This is a genomic window from Paraburkholderia fynbosensis, assembly GCF_902859935.1.
Classification (GTDB): Bacteria; Pseudomonadota; Gammaproteobacteria; order Burkholderiales; family Burkholderiaceae; genus Paraburkholderia; species Paraburkholderia fynbosensis.
The window spans coordinates 127,152-144,894 of sequence record NZ_CADIKI010000019.1 but is presented as its reverse complement, the minus strand read 5'-3'; the positions used below and the strand labels follow the sequence as shown (position 1 = coordinate 144,894).

The 17,743-nt window shown below is 64.6% G+C and carries 16 protein-coding genes; 13 read left to right on the top strand and 3 right to left on the bottom strand.

What is annotated here, in order from left to right:
- Positions 1–403 precede the first annotated feature (403 nt).
- The 8 genes from ychF to HV770_RS27725 all read left to right on the top strand — a co-directional run bounded on the left by ychF (position 404) and on the right by HV770_RS27725 (position 9,993).
- Entirely contained in the window at positions 404–1,498 is a 1,095-nt protein-coding gene (ychF, locus tag HV770_RS27760) for a redox-regulated ATPase YchF (RefSeq protein ID WP_175164756.1), read from the top strand.
- Between the two features lie 373 nt (positions 1,499–1,871).
- Positions 1,872–3,197, top strand: a complete 1,326-nt coding sequence (ugpB, locus tag HV770_RS27755; protein WP_175164755.1) for a sn-glycerol-3-phosphate ABC transporter substrate-binding protein UgpB — start codon at positions 1,872–1,874, stop codon at positions 3,195–3,197.
- An 82-nt stretch (positions 3,198–3,279) separates the two neighbouring features.
- On the top strand, positions 3,280–4,164 hold the full coding sequence (gene ugpA / locus HV770_RS27750; protein WP_175164754.1) for a sn-glycerol-3-phosphate ABC transporter permease UgpA: 885 nt from the start codon (positions 3,280–3,282) through the stop codon (positions 4,162–4,164).
- On the top strand, positions 4,161–5,006 hold the full coding sequence (gene ugpE / locus HV770_RS27745; RefSeq protein ID WP_175164753.1) for a sn-glycerol-3-phosphate ABC transporter permease UgpE: 846 nt from the start codon (positions 4,161–4,163) through the stop codon (positions 5,004–5,006). Before ugpA ends, ugpE begins: the two co-directional genes overlap by 4 nt.
- Before the next feature lie 96 nt (positions 5,007–5,102).
- Positions 5,103–6,191, top strand: a complete 1,089-nt coding sequence (locus HV770_RS27740; protein WP_175164752.1) for a sn-glycerol-3-phosphate import ATP-binding protein UgpC — start codon at positions 5,103–5,105, stop codon at positions 6,189–6,191.
- 60 nt (positions 6,192–6,251) lie between these two features.
- Positions 6,252–6,557, top strand: coding sequence for a DUF3761 domain-containing protein (locus tag HV770_RS27735; protein ID WP_175164781.1), 306 nt, complete (start codon positions 6,252–6,254; stop codon positions 6,555–6,557).
- Positions 6,558–6,826: 269 nt separating this feature from the next.
- Complete coding sequence (gene ettA / locus HV770_RS27730) at positions 6,827–8,494, top strand: energy-dependent translational throttle protein EttA (protein ID WP_175164751.1); 1,668 nt, start codon at positions 6,827–6,829, stop codon at positions 8,492–8,494.
- 377 nt (positions 8,495–8,871) lie between these two features.
- The gene (locus tag HV770_RS27725) at positions 8,872–9,993 is read left to right on the top strand and encodes a DUF748 domain-containing protein (protein WP_175164780.1); all 1,122 of its coding nucleotides are present in this window, start codon (positions 8,872–8,874) and stop codon (positions 9,991–9,993) included.
- A 168-nt stretch (positions 9,994–10,161) separates the two neighbouring features.
- On the opposite strand, the gene HV770_RS27720 is transcribed toward HV770_RS27725, so the two are convergent.
- Genes HV770_RS27720 through HV770_RS27710 form a run of 3 tightly spaced genes read right to left on the bottom strand, consistent with a single transcriptional unit; the run spans position 10,162 to position 12,907 of the window.
- The gene (locus HV770_RS27720; RefSeq protein WP_175164750.1) at positions 10,162–10,785 is read right to left on the bottom strand and encodes an HAD family hydrolase; all 624 of its coding nucleotides are present in this window, start codon (positions 10,783–10,785) and stop codon (positions 10,162–10,164) included.
- Between the two features lie 33 nt (positions 10,786–10,818).
- Entirely contained in the window at positions 10,819–12,633 is a 1,815-nt protein-coding gene (locus tag HV770_RS27715) for an aminopeptidase P family protein (protein WP_175164749.1), read from the bottom strand.
- 19 nt (positions 12,634–12,652) lie between these two features.
- A complete protein-coding gene (locus tag HV770_RS27710) occupies positions 12,653–12,907 on the bottom strand; it encodes a hypothetical protein (RefSeq protein ID WP_175164748.1) in 255 nt (84 codons plus the stop codon).
- 204 nt (positions 12,908–13,111) lie between these two features.
- On the opposite strand from HV770_RS27710, the gene HV770_RS27705 reads away from it, so the two are divergent.
- The 5 genes from HV770_RS27705 (at position 13,112) to grxD (ending at position 17,729) form a co-directional block, all read left to right on the top strand.
- Positions 13,112–13,822 (top strand): response regulator transcription factor, encoded by a 711-nt coding sequence (locus HV770_RS27705; RefSeq protein ID WP_175164747.1) that lies wholly within the window; start codon positions 13,112–13,114, stop codon positions 13,820–13,822.
- A gap of 74 nt (positions 13,823–13,896) precedes the next feature.
- Positions 13,897–15,183: a glutamyl-tRNA reductase gene (gene hemA, locus HV770_RS27700; protein WP_175164746.1), complete on the top strand. Its 1,287-nt coding sequence runs from the start codon at positions 13,897–13,899 to the stop codon at positions 15,181–15,183.
- Positions 15,184–15,305: 122 nt separating this feature from the next.
- Positions 15,306–16,388: a peptide chain release factor 1 gene (prfA, locus tag HV770_RS27695; RefSeq protein ID WP_175164745.1), complete on the top strand. Its 1,083-nt coding sequence runs from the start codon at positions 15,306–15,308 to the stop codon at positions 16,386–16,388.
- Between the two features lie 7 nt (positions 16,389–16,395).
- Positions 16,396–17,325 carry a peptide chain release factor N(5)-glutamine methyltransferase gene (gene prmC / locus HV770_RS27690; protein ID WP_246291215.1) on the top strand — a complete coding sequence of 310 codons (930 nt, stop codon included), beginning with the start codon at positions 16,396–16,398 and terminating at the stop codon, positions 17,323–17,325.
- 92 nt (positions 17,326–17,417) lie between these two features.
- Entirely contained in the window at positions 17,418–17,729 is a 312-nt protein-coding gene (gene grxD / locus HV770_RS27685; RefSeq protein WP_175164744.1) for a Grx4 family monothiol glutaredoxin, read from the top strand.
- Positions 17,730–17,743 lie beyond the last annotated feature (14 nt).

Sequence of the window (17,743 nt, the reverse complement as noted above, 5' to 3'; positions counted from 1 at the left end):
TATCGGCGAATTGCGCGATGCGACGTCGCCACCACCCGCCGACCAGCACCACCGCCGCGCCGGTTCCAGCCATCTCACTGCTCGCACATCTATCCCCCGGAAAAGAGCTCTGGCGGCGCTGAGCCGTCGATTCTAAGTGGCCGCACAGAAACGGGCGCAGATCGCGTCCGCCGCACGTCCCTCAGCGCGCCCGGCTTTCCCGCCAGCGCAACGGTACGCCCACCCGAACGGGTTACAATTGCGTTTTCCGTGAAAACTCGCACTCGATCGTCGAGCCAACGCCCCGATTCGGTGACCTGTCCCGCTCCGCTGCGATTGCCCCCACGCCACACGCGAAGGCTTTCCGAAGCCGCACCCAGCGTCGAGCGCATCACGCAACTTACTGATTCACTGAAGGATTTCCATGAGCCTCAAATGCGGCATCGTCGGCTTGCCTAACGTCGGCAAGTCCACCCTGTTCAATGCGCTGACCAAGGCGGGCATCGCCGCCGAAAACTATCCGTTCTGCACGATCGAGCCGAACGTCGGCGTGGTCGAGGTGCCGGACGCGCGTCTGAAGGCGCTCGCCGAGATCGTCAAGCCGGAGCGCATCCTGCCGGCGGTGGTGGAATTCGTCGACATCGCCGGTCTGGTGGCGGGCGCCAGCAAGGGCGAAGGCCTCGGCAATCAGTTCCTCGCGAACATCCGCGAAACGGACGCGATCACGCACGTGGTGCGCTGCTTCGAAGACGACAACGTGATTCACGTCGCGAACAAGGTCGATCCGCTGTCGGACATCGAAGTGATCAACACCGAACTGGCGCTGGCCGACCTTGCCACTGTCGAAAAGGCGCTCGCGCGCTATTCGAAGGCCGCCAAGTCGGGTAACGACAAGGAAGCCGCGAAGAACGCCGCCGTGCTGGAAAAGGCGCGTGCGCAACTCGACCAGGCCAGGCCCGTCCGCGCGCTCGATCTGTCGGACGACGAAAAGGCGACGCTCAAGCCGTTCTGCCTGATCACCGCGAAGCCGACCATGTACGTGGCCAACGTGAAGGACGACGGTTTCAAAAACAATCCGCATCTGGACGCCGTGGCGAAGTTCGCGGCTGCCGAGAACGCGCCGGTCGTGGCCGTGTGCGCGGCGATCGAAGCGGAAATCGCCGACCTCGACGAAGCCGACATGGAAGTGTTCCTCGCGGACATGGGCATGGAAGAGCCGGGCCTGAACCGCGTGATCCGCGCAGGCTTCAAGCTGCTCGGCCTGCAAACCTACTTCACCGCCGGCGTGAAGGAAGTGCGCGCATGGACTATCCATATCGGCGATACCGCGCCGCAAGCGGCGGGTGCGATTCACACGGACTTCGAGCGCGGCTTCATTCGCGCGCAGACGATCGCGTTCAACGACTTCATCACCTACAAGGGTGAGCAAGGCGCGAAGGAAGCCGGCAAGATGCGCGCCGAAGGCAAGGAATACGTCGTGCACGACGGCGACGTGATGAACTTCCTATTCAACGTCTGACGGCCGCACCGTCTTCCAGAAAAAGCCCGCTTCAAGCGGGCTTTTTTTTGCTGCCAGCCGATTGCACAGGAGCGCGAACCACTCGCGCGGCTCGTCACAGCTCCGCTGCGGCGGCCGGTCACCGTACCGACTCCACCGGCATTGCCCATTTCGATTGTTTCCGTTTCATGACAGCCGATGTTAAATTGCGGCTTCCGGCGCGCGCCATCCCCGGTTTGCGCCGCCCGGCCGCCGACGCCAGAAGCGACGCCGGACTGTCATCGAACACAAATAGAATCGCGCGATTCACTTCCGCGCCCCTTCCGCACTGCCGTGCATGGGATCGGATCACGTGCTCAAGCACCCACTCCGATCGACACAGGAGACACAATCGATGAATTGCAAGCCGCTGCTCCGTTCGCTGTCCATTGCCGCCGCGCTGAGCGTCGGCTTTAGCCAGGCGGCCCACGCCGCGACCGAAATCCAGTTCTGGCACGCGATGGAAGCCGCTCTGGGCGAACGTCTGAACGACATCGCCAACGACTTCAACAAGTCCCAAAGCGACTATACGATCGTGCCGGTGTTCAAAGGCACCTACGACCAGACCCTTGCCGCCGGCATCGCCGCGTATCGCAGCGGCAACGCGCCGGCCATCCTGCAGGTCTATGAAGTCGGCACCGCCACGATGATGCAGGCGAAGAAGGCCGTGATTCCCGTCACCGACGTGTTCAAGCAGGCAGGCGTGCCGCTCGACCAGAAGGCGTTCGTGCCGACGATCGCGAGCTACTACAGCGACGCGAAAACCGGCCAGCTGATCTCGATGCCGTTCAACAGTTCGACGCCGGTGCTTTACTACAACAAGGACGCCTTCAAGAAGGCCGGGCTCGATCCGAACCAGCCGCCGAAAACCTGGGCCGAATTACAGGTCGACGCGCAGAAGCTCAAGGCATCGGGCATGTCGTGCGGCTATTCGTCGGGCTGGCAGAGCTGGATCCAGCTCGAGAACTACAGCGCGTGGCATGCCGCGCCGTTCGCGTCGCAGAACAACGGTTTCAACGGCCTCGACGCGCAACTCGAATTCAACAAGCCGCTGCAAGTCGCGCACATCCAGTTTCTGCAGAACATGCAGAAGGACGGCACCTTCACCTATGTCGGCCGCAAGGACGAACCGGTGTCGAAGTTCTATAGCGGCGACTGCGGGATCATCACGAACTCGTCGGGCTCGCTTGCCACGATCAAGAAGTATGCGAAGTTCAATTTCGGCACCGGCATGATGCCGTACGACGCCAGCGTGAAGGGCGCGCCGCAGAACGCGATCATCGGCGGGGCGAGCCTGTGGGTGTTGTCGGGCAAGGACCCGGCCGTCTACAAGGGCGTGGCGAAGTTCCTCGCGTATCTGACATCGGCGCCGGTGGCCGCGAAGTGGCATCAGGACACGGGTTACTTGCCGGTCACGACGGCCGCCTATGACCTGACGCGCCAGCAAGGCTTCTACGAGAAGAACCCCGGCAGCGATACGGCGATCCGCCAGATGCTCAACAAGCCGCCGCTGCCGTTCACGAAGGGCTTGCGTCTGGGCAACATGCCGCAGATCCGCACTGTGATCGACGAAGAACTCGAACAGGTCTGGGCAGAGAAGAAGACGCCGCAACAGGCACTCGACTCGTCGGTTTCGCGCGGTGACGAGTTGCTGCGCCGCTTCGCGAAAGCCGGCAACTAGGCAGGCAAGCCGGCGTTCACCGGCACGGTTTCGGCGCGCTCGCGCCGAAACCCATGGTCGCAGCAAACCCAGGAAATCTTCGATGGAAAAGCGCTCCAGCTTCGGCACTAGTCTGCTGCCCTATCTGCTCGTCGCGCCGCAACTCGCGATCACGCTGCTGTTCTTCCTGTGGCCGGCCGGCGAGGCGCTCTGGCAATCCACGCAGAGCCAGGATGCGTTCGGCACATCGAGCGAGTTCGTCGGGCTCGCCAACTTCAGGCAGCTGCTCGCCGATCCGCTCTATCTGTCGTCGTTCAATACGACATTGATCTTCTGCGCGCTCGTCACGGTGTCGGGGCTCGTGATCTCGCTGCTGCTCGCGGTCTGCGCCGATCGGGTGACGCGCGCCGCGAAGACCTACCAGACGCTCCTGATCTGGCCGTACGCGGTCGCGCCCGCGATCGCCGCGGTGCTGTGGTCGTTCCTGTTCAATCCGAGCATCGGCCTCATCACCTTCGCACTCGCGAAGTACGGCATCGTGTGGAATCACGCGCTGAACGCGGGTCAGGCGATGTTTCTGGTGGTGCTCGCGTCGGTCTGGAAACAGATCAGCTACAACTTCCTGTTCTTCTATGCGGGCTTGCAGGCGATTCCACGCTCGCTGATCGAAGCGGCGGCGATCGATGGCGCGGGTCCCGTGCGGCGCTTCTTCGGCATCGCGCTGCCGTTGCTGTCGCCGACCAGTTTCTTCCTGCTGGTGATCAACATCACGTACGCGTTCTTCGACACCTTCCCGGTGATCGACGCCGCGACCGGCGGCGGCCCCGCGCAAGCGACCCGCACGCTGATCTACAAGATCTTCGCCGAAGGCTTCCAGGGGCTCGACATCGGCAGCTCGGGCGCGCAGTCGGTGATCCTGATGGTGATCGTCGTCGCGTTGACGGTCGTGCAATTCCGCTTCATCGAACGCAGGGTTCAATACTCATGATCGAGAACCGCCGCGGTTTCGACCTGTTCTGCCACGCGGTGCTGATTCTCGGCGTCGTGCTCGTGGTGTTTCCGGTGTACGTCGCGTTCTGCGCCGCGACGATGAGCGAGCACGAGGTTTTCACCGTGCCGCTGTCGCTCGTGCCGAGCACGCATCTGTTCGAGAACGTCGCGACCATCTGGTCGCACGGCAGCGGCAATGCGGCGGCACCGTTCGGCCGCATGCTGTTCAACAGCCTCGTGATGGCCCTGGCAATTTCGATCGGCAAGATCGCCGTGTCGATGATCTCCGCGTACGCGATCGTGTTCTTCCGCTTTCCGTTTCGCATGCTCTCGTTCTGGCTGATCTTCATGACGCTGATGCTGCCGGTCGAAGTGCGGATCTTCCCGACCGTGCAGGTCGTGTCGTCGATGCATCTGAGCAATACGTACAGCGGTCTGACCTTGCCGCTGATCGCGTCGGCCACCGCGACGTTCCTGTTCCGCCAGTTCTTCATGACGCTGCCCGACGAGCTGATGGAGGCGGCGCGCATCGACGGTGCGGGCGCGATGCGCTTTTTCTGGGACGTCGTGCTGCCGCTGTCGAAGACGAATATGGCCGCGCTCTTCGTCATCACGTTCATCTACGGCTGGAATCAATACTTGTGGCCGATCCTGATCACGAGCCAGCAATCGCTGATGACCGCGGTGGTCGGCATCCGCAGCATGATCGCGTCCGGCGACACCGCGACCGAATGGCACCTCGTGATGACCGCGACGCTGCTCGCGATGCTGCCGCCGCTCGCCGTCGTGCTGACGATGCAGCGCTGGTTCGTGCGCGGCCTGGTGGATTCCGAGAAGTAATCGAGCCGGCGTGGCATGGCGACGCCCGGACACGACGACGGCATTGAACAGAAAACACCGCGCACCACGCGGCAAGCAACGAAAGGCTAAAACGGCATGGCTGCACTGACTCTGCAAGGCGTTAAAAAAACCTACGACGGCAAACAGTTCGTGCTGCACGGCATCGACGTCGACGTCGCCGACGGGGAGTTCGTCGTGATGGTCGGGCCGTCCGGATGCGGCAAGTCGACGTTGCTGCGGATGGTCGCGGGACTCGAACGCATCTCCGACGGCCGCATCTCGATCGCCGGCAAAGTGGTCAACGACCTGGAGCCGAAGGATCGCAACATCGCGATGGTGTTCCAGAACTACGCGCTGTATCCGCATATGAGCGTAGCCGAGAACATGGGCTACGCGCTGAAGATCGCGGGTGTCGAGCGCGCGCAGATCGCGAAGCGCGTGCAGGCCGCCGCGCAGATTCTCGAACTCGAAGCGCTGTTGCAACGCAAGCCGCGCGAGCTGTCCGGAGGACAACGGCAGCGCGTCGCAATGGGCCGCGCGATCGTGCGCGAGCCGGCGGTGTTTCTGTTCGACGAACCGTTGTCGAATCTCGACGCGCGTTTGCGCGTGCAGATGCGCCTCGAAATCCAGCGGCTGCATGCGCGCCTCGCCACCACGAGCCTGTACGTGACGCACGATCAGATCGAAGCGATGACACTCGCGCAGCGTGTGATCGTGATGAACAAGGGCCACGCCGAGCAGATCGGCGCGCCGACCGAGGTCTACGAGCGGCCGGCTACCGTGTTCGTCGCGAGCTTCATCGGCTCGCCGGGGATGAATCTGCTGGAAGGCCGCGTGTCCGATGACGGCGCGACGTTCGACGTCGCGGGCAACGGTCCGAAACTGCCGTTGGCGGGTGTGGCGTCGATCGGCCGGGAGGTCGCCAAAGGCCGCGAGTGGACGCTCGGCATTCGCCCGGAGCACATGGACCCTGGCCACGCGGACGCTCGGCACGCGACGCTCGGCGTCGATTCTTGTGAATTACTCGGCGCGGACAATCTCGCGCACGGCCGCTGGGGCAAGCACGATGTGACGGTGCGCTTGCCGCATGCGCATCGGCCCGCGGCGGGCGAAGCGCTGCAAGTGGCGTTGCCGGCGGCGCATCTGCATTTCTTCGATCCGTCGACGGGACGGCGCGCCAACTGAGACCTGCCCGACGCGCACGCACATTCACGCGCGACCAGAATGACAATCACCCTGAACAGCATGACAGGCATCGCCCTCACGCGCCTCGGCCGCCATGCGACGGCGGCCGTCGCGCTGTTGTTCGGCGTGGCGGCAGCGCCGGCGCTCGCATACGTCGCCCCCGGCACGACACCCGACGAAGCTGACCTCAGCAATCACGACACCTACAGCAATCGCGACGGCAACACCGTCCACGCGCCGGCCCGTGCGCTGTCCGGCAAAGCGCCGCAAGGCGCGAGCGCGCGCTGCCGCGACGGCACCTACAGCTTCAGCCGACATCATGGCGGCACCTGTTCGCGACACGGCGGCGTTGCCGACTGGCTCTGAGCATCCACGCCGCCGCGCGCATCGACACACGAGCCGACCTCCGACACCACGCGCCGCCCCCTGCCGCCCCACCCGCCGCGCGAAGTACAATGCCACCTGAACCACACGCCCGCGCGCGGGGCGTCGCGAAGTTCGACGCCGCGCTCGATGCCGCGCCGGCCGGCGCCGGGCATGCCGCCTGGCCTCAACACCGCTAACACCGATTACCCATCCACCCAACGACTGCCCGCCCCCACGCGGCCGGCGTCGTCAACGTCTATTGCAAGCAAATGGCCCAATACGTCTTCACCATGAACCGGGTCGGCAAGATCGTGCCGCCCAAGCGTCAAATCCTGAAAGACATCTCGCTGTCGTTTTTCCCCGGCGCGAAGATCGGCCTGCTCGGCCTGAACGGCTCGGGCAAGTCGACGCTGATCCGCATCATGGCCGGTGTGGACAAGGACATCGAAGGCGAGGCCACGCCGATGCCAAACCTGAACATCGGCTATCTGCCGCAGGAACCGCAGCTCGACCCGACCAAGACGGTGCGTGAAGCGGTCGAGGAAGGTCTCGGCGACGTGCTCAACGCGCAGAAGAAGCTCGACGAAATCTACGCGGCCTACGCCGAGCCGGACGCCGACTTCGACGCGCTCGCCGCCGAGCAGGCGAAGTACGAAGCGATCCTCGCCACGTCGGATGGCGGCAGCGCCGAACAGCAGATCGAAATCGCCGCCGACGCGCTGCGCCTGCCGGCCTGGGACGCGAAGATCGAGCATCTGTCGGGCGGCGAAAAGCGCCGCGTGGCGTTGTGCAAGCTGCTGCTCGAAAAGCCCGACATGCTGCTGCTCGACGAGCCGACCAACCACCTGGACGCGGAATCGGTCGACTGGCTCGAACAGTTCCTGACGCGCTTCCCGGGCACCGTCGTCGCAGTGACCCACGACCGCTACTTCCTCGATAACGCCGCCGAGTGGATTCTCGAACTCGACCGCGGCCACGGCATTCCGTGGAAGGGCAACTACAGCAGCTGGCTCGATCAGAAGGAAGAGCGCCTGAAGCAGGAAGAGTCGTCGGAATCGGCGCGTCAGAAGGCGATCAAGAAGGAGCTGGAGTGGGTGCGCCAGAACCCGAAGGGCCGTCAGGCGAAGTCGAAGGCGCGTATCGCCCGCTTCGAGGAACTGAACAGCCAGGACTACCAGAAGCGCAACGAAACGCAGGAAATCTTCATTCCGGTCGGCGATCGTCTCGGCAATGAAGTGATCGAGTTCAAGAACGTCAGGAAGTCGTATGGCGATCGTTTGCTGCTCGACGACGTCAGCTTCAAGATTCCGGCGGGCGCGATCGTCGGCATCATCGGGCCGAACGGCGCGGGTAAGTCGACGCTGTTCCGCATGCTGACCGGCCGTGAACAGCCGGATTCGGGCGAGATCGTGCAAGGCCCGACCGTCAAGCTCGCTTACGTGGACCAGAGCCGCGACGCGCTCGACGGCTCGAAGACCGTGTTCGAGGAAATCTCCGGCGGGGCGGACGTGCTGACGGTCGGCAAGTACGAAACGCCGTCGCGCGCGTACATCGGCCGCTTCAACTTCAAGGGCGGCGATCAGCAGAAGGTCGTCGGCAATCTGTCGGGCGGTGAGCGCGGCCGGCTGCATCTGGCCAAGACGCTGATCGCGGGCGGCAACGTGCTGCTGCTCGACGAACCGTCGAACGACCTCGACGTCGAAACGCTGCGCGCGCTCGAAGACGCATTGCTCGAGTTCGCAGGCTCGGTGATGGTGATCTCGCACGATCGCTGGTTCCTCGACCGGATCGCGACGCACATCCTTGCGTTCGAAGGCGATTCGCAAGTCACGTTCTTCGACGGCAACTACCAGGAATACGAAGCGGACAAGCGCGCCCGTCTCGGTGAAGAAGCTGCGCGTCCGAAGCGTCTGCGTTACAAGCCGATCACCCGGTAACGTGGCGTTCGGTGGCCCGCCTCGTGGGTGTGGGGCGGGTCGCTTTGCTGTTTCGCTTCATGGGTTTGCCTGACTGGTTCGCTTTGTCGGTCCATTCCGGCTGCGGTGTTTCGGATCATTCCGGCGACTGTTTCGCTCCCCGCGGCTCCTCTCTGCACAGGCGCATGGCCATGCGCGGCACACGATGCCCGCGCCACTCGCGCGGCACGTCGGACGAAATGGACGGCAAGGCACACGCATTGCGTGTCGCGGCGTGATACATGTCGTCGTTCCGGCAGACGCAGCCGTGCCGCCGGAATAGACATGCGCCCGAGCGGCGCATGCAAACCAGAACCAGTCACAGCCGCACCACGCCGCGTGGTGACGAGGAGGCAAGCATGGCGATGTCGAAGGGCAAGCGCTGGTTGGTCGCCATCGGCGGCGTGTTGCTGGTGCTGATCGTCCTCGCGGTCGGCGCGCTGCGGTTCGCGCAGCAGGAGGTCAAGAATCGCCTGGTCGCGGCGCTCGGCCCGCTCGGCAGCGCCGAAAGCATCGACGTCGGCCTGACCTCGATTCATCTCACGCGTGTGCTCATCAAGGCGCCGCCCGGCTGGCCGGCCGGCGACCCGCTCAGAGCCGACGAGATCACCCTCACCCCCGACATCCGCGATCTGCTCGCGCGGCGCATGCATATCCGCAGCGTGGTGGTGCGCGGCTTCGACATGGCCGTGCTGCGCACGAAGGACGGATCGATCAACCTGCTGCCGAACCTGCGGGAAGCAGTGAACCGCTCCGATGGCGACACTGGCGGTGTGGTGACGCCCGCCTCGCACGAGAAACAGGTCGATCACATCCGCTTCGAGCAGGGCAACTTCCATTTCTACGACATGACGGTCGGGCCGCCGCCGTTCAAGGTGACGGTCAGCAACGCCAACGCGAGCGTCGACAATCTGAAACTGCCCGCGCTCAGCGAGCCGACCAACGTCAGCGTCAGCGGCTCGATCAAAGGCCCGGCGCATACGGGCACCGTGTCGTTCGGCGGCTGGGTCAAGATCGCCAGTAGGGATTCGCAGACAACCAGCCAGCTACGCGGCATCGACATCGTGATGCTCGATCCGTATTTGCTGAAGAAGGCCGGCGCGCGGGCGCAAGTGACGGGCGGCACGGTCGACCTGACGGTTGAATCGACGGTGCGCAACTATCGGTTGCATGCACCCGGCACCGTGACGGTCCACAATCTGCAACTCGCCGACAGCGACAATCCGTTCGACACCTTCCTGTCGATCCCGACCAAGGCGGCCGTGGCCGCGCTCAAGGCGCACAACGGCGATATCACGCTGCATTTCGTGCTGGACGGAGATTTGCGCGACCCGAAATTTTCGGTGCGGGAAGGCCTCATGAAGCGGCTCGGCGCGGGCTTTGCGAAGGCGTTGGGCGTCAGCGTCGAAGGCGTGGCAAAAGGCGCGGGGGAGACGGTGAAAGGGTTGGAGAACGCGTTGAAGAACCTGCTGGGTCAGTAGTTCGGAAGGCGGTGTGGAGTGCGAGGGCCGCTCGCTTGCAGACCGTGGCAGGCGAAGGACGGTGAAAGCAGGCGAGCCGCGGCGCAATAGTGAAACGAAGGCGGCGCTGCGAATAAAGCGCACGCGCCCTTTCCCCTCGTGACGCCGTTCAAACGAGCTTCGCGCGGCTCAAACCGGCAGTCCCAATTCGCGCAGCTTCGCTTCGGTCTGCGCGGCGCTGGTGTGATGCACACCTTGCCAGCCGAGCGCGCTCGCGGCTTGCGCGTTCTTCAGATTGTCGTCGATGAAAACAAGTTCGCCGGGCTGAACGCCTGGCATCTGCACGTCGATCCGCTCGCGCATGGCCGCGAAGATCGCCGGATCCGGCTTCACGAGCCCGACCCGCCCCGACACGACGATGTCGCGAAACCGCCGCAGCACCGGGTAATGCTCCCATGCGTAGGGAAAAGTCTCAGCCGACCAGTTGGTGAGGCCGAACAGCGGCACATCGGCGGCTTCGAGCTTTTCCATGATCGCGACGCCGTCCTCCAGCACGCCGGCCACCATCTCGTGCCAGCGCTCGTAGAACGCACGGATCAACACTTCGTGATCGGGGAACTTCGCAATCAGTTCGTCGGTAGCCTCGACGATTGGCTGGCCGCCGTCCTGACGGACCACCCAATCCATCGAGCAGACGTGCGTCAGAAACCAGCGACGCTCGGTGTCGTCAGGAATCAGCTCGCGATACAGATACTCCGGACTCCAGTCGATCAGCACGCCGCCGAAATCGAACACCACTGCCTTGATCGCCATGCGTTCTCCGTTAGCCGACTCTGGTAGCGGCGCTCAGATGGGTTGCGTACGCAGTTCCAGCCACGCCTTCGCGTCGCCCGACACGTGCGGCGACAGGCGCGTGCGCACCGTTTCGTGATACGCGTTGAGCCACGCGCGCTCGTCCTCGCGCAGCAGCGACAGTTCGAGGCAGCGAGTGTCGATCGGGCACAGCGTCAACGTCTCGAACTTGAGGAAGTCGCCGAATTCGGTTTTACCGGCGGGCACGTTGAGCACGAGGTTTTCGATCCGCACGCCCCACTTGCCGGGCCGGTAAATGCCCGGTTCGACCGACGTGATCATGCCTTCCTCCATCGCAGTCCACGGCTCGGGGGGCGCATAGTGCGAAATCACCTGCGGGCCTTCGTGCACGTTCAGGAAGTAGCCCACCCCGTGGCCGGTGCCGTGGCCGTAATCGGCGCCCGCTTCCCAGATCGGCGCGCGAGCGATCGCGTCGAGCATCGGCGAACGAATGCCGCGCGGGAACTGCGCGCGCGACAGCGCCATCGTGCCCTTGAGCACGATCGTGAAATCGCGCCGCTGCGCGTCGGTGGGCGTGCCGATCGGCACCACGCGCGTGATGTCCGTCGTGCCGCTCAGATACTGCGCGCCAGAGTCGATCAGCAGCAGGCCGTCGCCCTCGATCACCGAATGCGCTTGCTCGGTCGCGCGGTAGTGCGGCATCGCGCCGTTCGCATTGAAGCCCGCGATCGTCGCGAAGCTCAACGACACGAAGCCCGGACGGCGCGCGCGCGCGGCCGTCAGGCGTTCGTCGATGGTCAGCTCGGTGATCGTCTCGCGACCTTGGGCGCTTTCGAACCACGCGAAGAATTCGGCCAGCGCTGCGCCGTCCTGCTCCATCGTCGCGCGCACATGCCCGGCTTCCGCCGCCGTCTTGCACGACTTGAAGAAGGTGGAGGGGTTGACGGACTCGACCACCTTGACCGTCGACGGCACCGCTTGCAACGAACCGTACGTGATGCGGCGCGGATCGATCAGCAGCGTGCTGCCGGCGGGCAGTGCCGCGAGCGCATCCGCCGCGTTCGCGTACGGCTCGACGCGGATGCCGTCGCCTGCCAGCGCGGCGGCCAGTTCCGGCGACACTTTGCCGTCGGCGACGAACAGCGCCACCCGATCGACGCCGATCAGTGCATGCGCGACGAATACCGGGTTATAGCTGACGTCGGCGCCGCGCAGATTCAGCAGCCACGCGAGGTCGTCGAGCGTCGAGACGAAGTGCCATTGCGCGCCCTGGTCTGCCATCGCGCGACGAATCCGCGCAAGCTTTTCCGCGCGTTCGACGCTCGCATGCGGCGCGGCGTGCTCGAACACCGCAGCGCTCGGCAGCGACGGACGCTGCGGCCAGATCGCATCGAACAGATCGACGTCGGTGCGCAGTTGCACGCCGCGCGCGCTCAACGCCTGGCCCAACGCCCGCGCCGCCGCCACGCCGAGCACCGCCCCGTCCACGCCGACCGTGCCGCCCCTCGCCACGTTCTGCGCAAGCCATTCGAAATGCGGCGAAGTCTGCTGACCGCCGGTCATCTTCATCAATTGCACGCCGGTGCCGGCCAGTTGCGCACTCGCCTGTTCCCAATAACGGCTGTCCGTCCAGACGCCCGCGAAGTCGGCGGTGACGACCAGCGTACCGGCCGAGCCGGTGAAGCCTGACAGCCACTGACGGCCTTGCCAGCGCTCAGGCAGATACTCGGACAAGTGCGGGTCCGCGGACGGCACCAGATAGGCGGCGACGCCTTCGCGCGCCATCGCGCTACGCAGGCTCGCGAGCCGTTCGGGGATGGAGGAAGTTTCGGGGAGTCGGGCATTCATGGAAGTCACCTGCAAAGATTCATCGACGGGAACGCAAGCCAAGCGTCGCGGCAACGGCGATTACCGCGATGGCGGTGCATACCGGCCATTCCAGTGTATCGCCGTCATGAAAGAGACCGGTCACATTGCCGCCCATGCGCGCGACGCTCGTGCCGAGCACACCGGCCAGCAGCGCCACCCACCAACGGGCGCGGCTCGCGCGGCGCAACGGATGCAGCCACCAGCCAGCCAGTCCGATCGCCACCCCCAACACGATGATGCCGGGCCAACCCATCAGCGGCCAAGCTCGCGCATTTTCCGATTTGTCTGATATTCGCAAGGGGACACGACAGCTAGCATTTTTGTCTCATTAACTATAGGAAGTTCAGCACGGCGCTTTCCGCATAGCGGTTGAGTTTAGGGGTCGGGATGAGGTTAGGCAAGCCGCAAACTGTGCGGAAAAATCCAATTCCCGGCCGTTGCCAGCTGAACCCGCGCCATGCGAATCGCCCTCATCGAACCGGATGTGCAACACGCCAAACTGATCGAGCGGCTGATCTTCGCGGGCGGCCATGTGTGCCAGCATTTCATCGCCAGCGCGCCCTTCCTGCAGCGTGCCACTGACGAGTTCTTCGATCTTCTGATCACCGCGAGCTGGGCCCGCGACCATTGCGCCGAAGACGTGATCGCGCGCGCCCGCTCCATCCTGCCGAGCCTGCCGGTCATCGTGCTGATGTCGGCGCCGCGCGAAAGCCAGATCGTCGCCGCATTGCACGCCGGCGCCGACGATTGCCTCAACAAACCGGTCCGCGGCCCGGAAATGCTGGCCCGGGTGGACGCGCTGCTGCGCCGTGCCAGCCTGCGGCGGCCGGCCAACCGGCGGCGGGACACGATCGGCGGCTATGCATTCGACACCGCGCATTTCGCCGTCACCTACCGCGGCCTGACGGTCATCCTGACTCCCAAGGAATTCCGCCTCGCGTTGCTGCTGTTCAACAATCTGGCGCGCCCAGTGTCGCGCGCGCACATCCTCGAAACCGTCTGGGCGCGCCGCCGCGACGAAAAGTCACGCACGATCGACACACACGCCTCACGGGTACGCAACAAATTGCAGTTGCGCCCCGAACTCGGCTATGCCCTCACGCCGGTGTACGGCTACGGCTATCAGCTCGACGCGATCCCGCCAGAAGCCGTTGTCGACGCAGATTGAAGGCCGGTTGACGGGTGCAGGATGTAAGAATCGTGAAAACGCTATAATATTGGGCTAAACCATAGCCCCTCAAAATGCAGCTTCTCACGATCGGAATCAATCACCACACTGCGCCTGTCGCCCTGCGCGAACGCGTGGCGTTTCCGCTCGAACAGATCAAGCCTGCACTGGACACGTTCAAGGGCGTCTGGCTCGGCCGCACGGCCCGCACGGCGCCGGAAGCGGCGATTCTGTCCACCTGCAACCGCACCGAACTCTACTGCGCCACCGACGACCAAGCCGCGCGAGAAGCCGCGATCCAGTGGTTTTCGAAGTACCACAACCTGCCCATCGATGAACTCGCGCCCCACGTCTACGCGCTGCCGCAGTCGGAAGCCGTGCGCCACGCGTTCCGCGTCGCGTCGGGGCTCGACTCCATGGTGCTGGGTGAGACGCAGATCGTCGGACAAATGAAGGACGCAGTGCGCACCGCGTCCGAAGCCGGCGCGCTCGGCACCTATCTGAACCAGTTGTTCCAGCGCACCTTCGCCGTCGCGAAGGAAGTGCGCAGCACCACCGAAATCGGCGCGCAGTCGGTTTCCATGGCGGCAGCCGCTGTGCGACTCGCCCAGCGGATTTTCGACAAGGTCTCGAACCAGCGCGTACTGTTCATCGGCGCGGGCGAAATGATCGAATTGTGCGCGACGCACTTCGCCGCGCAACATCCGCGTGAGCTGGTGGTCGCCAATCGTACGGCCGAACGCGGTTCGCGGCTCGCCGAGCGCTTCAACGGCCGGGCTATTCCGCTGTCGGAGCTGCCGGCGCGCATGCACGAGTTCGACATCATCGTGTCGTGCACGGCGTCCACGTTGCCGATCATCGGGCTCGGCGCGGTCGAGCGGGCAGTCAAAGCGCGTCGTCACCGGCCGATTTTCATGGTCGACCTCGCCGTGCCGCGCGATATCGAGCCCGAAGCCGGCCAGCTCGAAGACGTCTTCCTGTACACCGTCGACGACCTCGGCGCGATCGTCCGCGAAGGCAATGCGTCGCGGCAAGCCGCGGTCGCGCAGGCCGAAGCGATCATCGAAACGCGTGTGCAGAATTTCATGCAGTGGCTCGACGCACGCAGCATCGTGCCGGTGATCCGCCACATGCATACACAGGCCGACGTGCTGCGCCGCGCCGAAGTCGAGCGTGCGCAGAAGATGCTCGCACGCGGCGACGACCCGGCCGCAGTACTCGAAGCGCTGTCGCAAGCGCTCACCAACAAGCTGATCCACGGCCCGACGCACGCGCTCAATCGCGCGAGCAGCGATAACCGCGACACGCTCATCGAACTGATGAGCGGTTTCTACAAGCACTCCGGTTCCACCGAGCGTTAGCGGCGCAGCCAGCGCCGCGCTGTCCGCGCCGCCCGCCAGTGGCGCGCGACGTGCTTCCGTTCAGGGCATCCGCCCATTCCCTAGTCGCCGTCCTTGCCGGAGCCCGCTCCGAAACCCGTCCGATGAAAACGAGCATGCAACGCAAGCTCGACCAGCTCACTACACGGCTGGCCGAACTGAACGACCTGTTGAGCCGCGAGGACGTCACCTCGAATCTCGATCAATACCGCAAGCTCACGCGCGAGCACGCCGAGCTCGGGCCGGTGGTCGAGCATTACGCGCTATGGCGCGAGGCGCGCAGTGACGAGGAAACCGCGCAGGAACTGCTGGCGGACACGTCGATGCGCGACTTCGCGGAAGATGAAATTCGCGCTGCGCGCGACCGCATGGAGCAGCTCGGCGCGGAGCTGCAGAAAATGCTGCTGCCGAAAGATCCGAACGACGACCGCAATATCTTCGTCGAAATCCGTGCGGGTACGGGCGGCGACGAGTCCGCGCTGTTCGCGGGCGATCTGCTGCGCATGTATCTGCGCTTTGCCGAGCGCAATCGCTGGCAGGTCGAGCTGATGTCGGCGAGCGAATCGGATCTCGGCGGCTACAAGGAAGTGATCGTGCGGATCGCCGGTGAAGCCGTGTATTCGAAGCTGAAGTTCGAGTCCGGCGGCCATCGCGTGCAGCGCGTGCCGGCTACCGAAACGCAGGGCCGCATTCACACGTCCGCCTGCACGGTCGCGGTGATGCCCGAGGCTGACGAAATCGGCGAAGTCGAGATCAATCCCGCCGATCTTCGCATCGACACGTTCCGCGCGTCCGGCGCGGGCGGCCAGCACATCAACAAGACCGACTCCGCGGTGCGCGTCACGCACTTGCCGACCGGCATCGTCGTCGAGTGTCAGGACGACCGCTCGCAGCACAAGAACAAGGACCGCGCGCTGAAGGTGCTCGCCGCGCGTATCAAGGACAAGCAGTCGCATGAACAGCAGGCGAAGGAAGCCGCCACACGCAAGAGCCTGATCGGCTCAGGCGACCGCTCGGAGCGGATTCGCACGTACAACTTCCCGCAGGGGCGGCTGACCGATCACCGGATCAACCTGACGCTGTATCGGCTCGACGCGATCATGGATGGCGATCTCGACGAACTGATCGCGGCGCTCGTCAGCGAGCATCAGGCAGAGTTGCTGGCCTCGCTAGGCGACGCGGACTGACACGCCGATGATGCCCGCCACGCCAGACAACCCCGCCGACCGGGCGCCCCCGGCCACGGCGAGCACGCCCGCCGCACTGCTGCGCGCCTCGCCGCTGCCGCCGCTCGAAGCGCGGATTCTGCTCACGCACGTGCTCGGCTGGCGGCACACGCAATTGATCACGCGCAGCGATGAAGCGCTCGACAGCGCGAGCGTCGAGCGTTACCTGACACTTCAAGCGCGGCGCGTGGCCGGCGAGCCGGTCGCGCAACTGGTCGGCGCGCGGGAATTTTTCGGGCTGGATTTCGAAGTCACGCCGGATGTGCTGATTCCGCGTCCCGAGACCGAATTGCTGGTCGAAACCGCGCTGGCGGCGATGGAAAACATCGCGCGGCCGCGCGTGCTCGATCTCGGCACCGGCACCGGCGCGATTGCCGTGGCGCTTGCGTCGACGCGGCCCGACGCGCGGGTCTGGGCGCTCGACCGTTCAGCCGAAGCGCTGGCGGTGGCCACGCGCAACGCCGCTCGCCTGCTGGAGGCGAAACGCCCGGGCGGCACCGTATCGCTCGGGCAAAGCGACTGGTACGACTCGCTCGAGCCAGCACTGTGCTTCGACTTGATCGTCAGCAATCCGCCGTATATCGCGAGCGGCGATCCACATTTGTCGGAGGGCGATTTGCGTTTCGAGCCGCGCGGCGCGCTCACCGATGAAGCCGACGGGCTCAGCGCGATCCGCGCCATCGTCGCCGGCGCGCCCGCTCGCCTCGCCGCTCATGGCGCCTTGTGGATCGAGCACGGCTACGATCAGGCGCAAGCCGTGCGCGCGCTGCTAAGCGCGCAAGGTTTCACGCAGGTGCGCTCGGAGCGGGATCTTGCCGGTATCGAGCGGATTACTGGCGGCCGGCTGGGCGGCGAGGCGCCTGCATGCCCCGAATACCCCGCTGAACGCTCACAATAGACGCACCGACAAATCGGCCCTCGGCCGGCCGTACCGAAATCCGCTATCATTTCAGCCTATTCCCTACACATCACGGAACCGCAAGGTCAGTCATGGATACGCAACAACGCATCAAGCAAATCGTCGACGAAAACAACGTCGTCCTCTTCATGAAGGGCACCGCCCAGTTCCCGATGTGCGGCTTCTCCGGTCGCGCCATCCAGATTCTGAAAGCGTGCGGCGTCGGTGAGCTCAAGACCGTCAACGTCCTCGAAGACGACGAAGTCCGCCAGGGCATCAAGTCGTTCTCGAACTGGCCGACCATTCCGCAGCTCTACGTGAAGGGCGAGTTCATCGGCGGCTCGGACATCATGATGGAAATGTACGAATCGGGCGAACTGCAGCAACTGTTCGCCGCGGCCTGAGCGGCCCCTGCCGT

Excerpts from the sequence above, each read along its gene's own strand:
- ychF (WP_175164756.1), top strand. The coding sequence starts at position 404 with ATGAGCCTCAAATGCGGCATCGTCGGCTTGCCTAACGTCGGCAAGTCC.
- ugpB (WP_175164755.1), top strand. The coding sequence starts at position 1,872 with ATGAATTGCAAGCCGCTGCTCCGTTCGCTGTCCATTGCCGCCGCGCTG.
- ugpA (WP_175164754.1), top strand. The coding sequence starts at position 3,280 with ATGGAAAAGCGCTCCAGCTTCGGCACTAGTCTGCTGCCCTATCTGCTC.
- ugpE (WP_175164753.1), top strand. The coding sequence starts at position 4,161 with ATGATCGAGAACCGCCGCGGTTTCGACCTGTTCTGCCACGCGGTGCTG.
- HV770_RS27740 (WP_175164752.1), top strand. The coding sequence starts at position 5,103 with ATGGCTGCACTGACTCTGCAAGGCGTTAAAAAAACCTACGACGGCAAA.
- HV770_RS27735 (WP_175164781.1), top strand. The coding sequence starts at position 6,252 with ATGACAGGCATCGCCCTCACGCGCCTCGGCCGCCATGCGACGGCGGCC.
- ettA (WP_175164751.1), top strand. The coding sequence starts at position 6,827 with ATGGCCCAATACGTCTTCACCATGAACCGGGTCGGCAAGATCGTGCCG.
- HV770_RS27725 (WP_175164780.1), top strand. The coding sequence starts at position 8,872 with ATGGCGATGTCGAAGGGCAAGCGCTGGTTGGTCGCCATCGGCGGCGTG.
- HV770_RS27720 (WP_175164750.1), bottom strand. The coding sequence starts at position 10,785 with ATGGCGATCAAGGCAGTGGTGTTCGATTTCGGCGGCGTGCTGATCGAC.
- HV770_RS27715 (WP_175164749.1), bottom strand. The coding sequence starts at position 12,633 with ATGAATGCCCGACTCCCCGAAACTTCCTCCATCCCCGAACGGCTCGCG.
- HV770_RS27710 (WP_175164748.1), bottom strand. The coding sequence starts at position 12,907 with ATGGGTTGGCCCGGCATCATCGTGTTGGGGGTGGCGATCGGACTGGCT.
- HV770_RS27705 (WP_175164747.1), top strand. The coding sequence starts at position 13,112 with ATGCGAATCGCCCTCATCGAACCGGATGTGCAACACGCCAAACTGATC.
- hemA (WP_175164746.1), top strand. The coding sequence starts at position 13,897 with ATGCAGCTTCTCACGATCGGAATCAATCACCACACTGCGCCTGTCGCC.
- prfA (WP_175164745.1), top strand. The coding sequence starts at position 15,306 with ATGAAAACGAGCATGCAACGCAAGCTCGACCAGCTCACTACACGGCTG.
- prmC (WP_246291215.1), top strand. The coding sequence starts at position 16,396 with ATGATGCCCGCCACGCCAGACAACCCCGCCGACCGGGCGCCCCCGGCC.
- grxD (WP_175164744.1), top strand. The coding sequence starts at position 17,418 with ATGGATACGCAACAACGCATCAAGCAAATCGTCGACGAAAACAACGTC.